The following is a 1,177-nucleotide window of genomic DNA, read 5'->3' as shown; positions in this document are numbered from 1 at the left end:
TTTCAACCACTCTGACGACCCGGCCAACAACTCTGCCGACCTGGCTCGCGACCGTATTCGGCCCTGTTGCTTTCGCCCTGGTTATCCTCGGCGGCTGCGCCTATCTGCCTCGCAGCGTCGAGGGCGTTCCCGAGACTCATCCCTGGTTCTCCATCCCACTCGCACCCTGGCTCTCCGAAGACCGCGGTGAACTCGAGGCGATCTCGGCTTGCGACGAATGCGGGGCGGGAATCGTCGTCGGCACGTTGAAACTGACCGGTCCCGAGGCCGACAAGGCCGAAGCTGCCCTCAAAGATTCGCGCGCCCTCGCGCGCTTTCTCGCCCGGCCCCGCACCGGCAAAGCCGAAATCGCGACGGATTCCCGTGCCTTCACGGTCGGAAGCGATCGCGGATTCATCCTCTCCATGGCCCGGGCCGACGAGAAAAAACCGCCCGTCTGGGGCGGTGCGGTGGGACGGCGATCCGCGATGGGCCTGTCCGTCATCATCGTCATCGGCGGCGATGCGAAGGAGGTCGAAGCGACGATTCGCGGGATCRCCGCGAAACATTGGGACTCGTGACGGCTCAGGCGTTGTGTCCGGCGGCCAATGGTCTTATGGCGTAGGCGCAATCCCAACCGGCCGGATCAAAGCTCATGAAAGCGCGCGTCACCGTGACCCTCAAAAACGGGGTTCTCGATCCTCAGGGCAAAGCCATCGAGAGCGCCCTCAAATCGCTCGGCGTCGACGGCATCGCCGGCGTGCGCCAAGGCAAGGTGTTCGACATCGAACTCGGGACAGCCGACAAAAGTCAGGCCGAGGCCGCGCTGAAGGCCGCCTGCGAGAAGTTGCTCGCGAACACGGTCATTGAGAATTATAACGTTGCAATTGACGGCGGCTCGTGAAGCTCGCCGCGTTGCAACGGGGGTTTCAATGCGCCTTTTTCTTTCCTGTCTTCTGATGGTTTTCTTGACGGCCTGCCAAACCAGCCGGCTGTCGCCCAGTCGTGTTACGACCGGTATCGCCTTTCCTTCCGACAAGTGGGTTACGACGACCATGACGATGGACGGAATTCCACGCACAATATTCGCTTGCCCGGCCTCACGCTGCGGCGAAACTGCGGTGGTTGCCCTCACCAAAATATCCCATGCACGAACCGACAACGTAACGGCAGAGGATGTGCTGCGACTCAACAGCGT

The 1,177-nt window shown here is 61.9% G+C and carries 3 protein-coding genes; all 3 read left to right on the top strand.

Going from position 1 to position 1,177, the window contains the following annotated elements; all coding sequences use genetic code 11:
* The coding region (locus AC1DT3_RS21975; RefSeq protein WP_477467296.1) for a hypothetical protein at positions 1-560 on the top strand (560 nt) is incomplete at its 5' end.
* A 74-nt stretch (positions 561-634) separates the two neighbouring features.
* On the top strand, positions 635-883 hold the full coding sequence (gene purS / locus AC1DT3_RS21970; RefSeq protein WP_477467295.1) for a phosphoribosylformylglycinamidine synthase subunit PurS: 249 nt from the start codon (positions 635-637) through the stop codon (positions 881-883).
* Between the two features lie 28 nt (positions 884-911).
* Positions 912-1,177: hypothetical protein (locus AC1DT3_RS21965; RefSeq protein ID WP_477467294.1), on the top strand; the 266-nt coding region annotated here is incomplete at its 3' end.

This window comes from Microvirga sp. P4_G7, from assembly GCF_056401005.1.
Note: the sequence above shows the minus strand (reverse complement) of the source record. Positions and strands in the feature narration are given on the sequence as shown.

What these genes read in the sequence shown, in the direction of transcription:
- purS (WP_477467295.1), top strand. Translation starts at nt 635, where the DNA reads ATGAAAGCGCGCGTCACCGTGACCCTCAAAAACGGGGTTCTCGATCCT.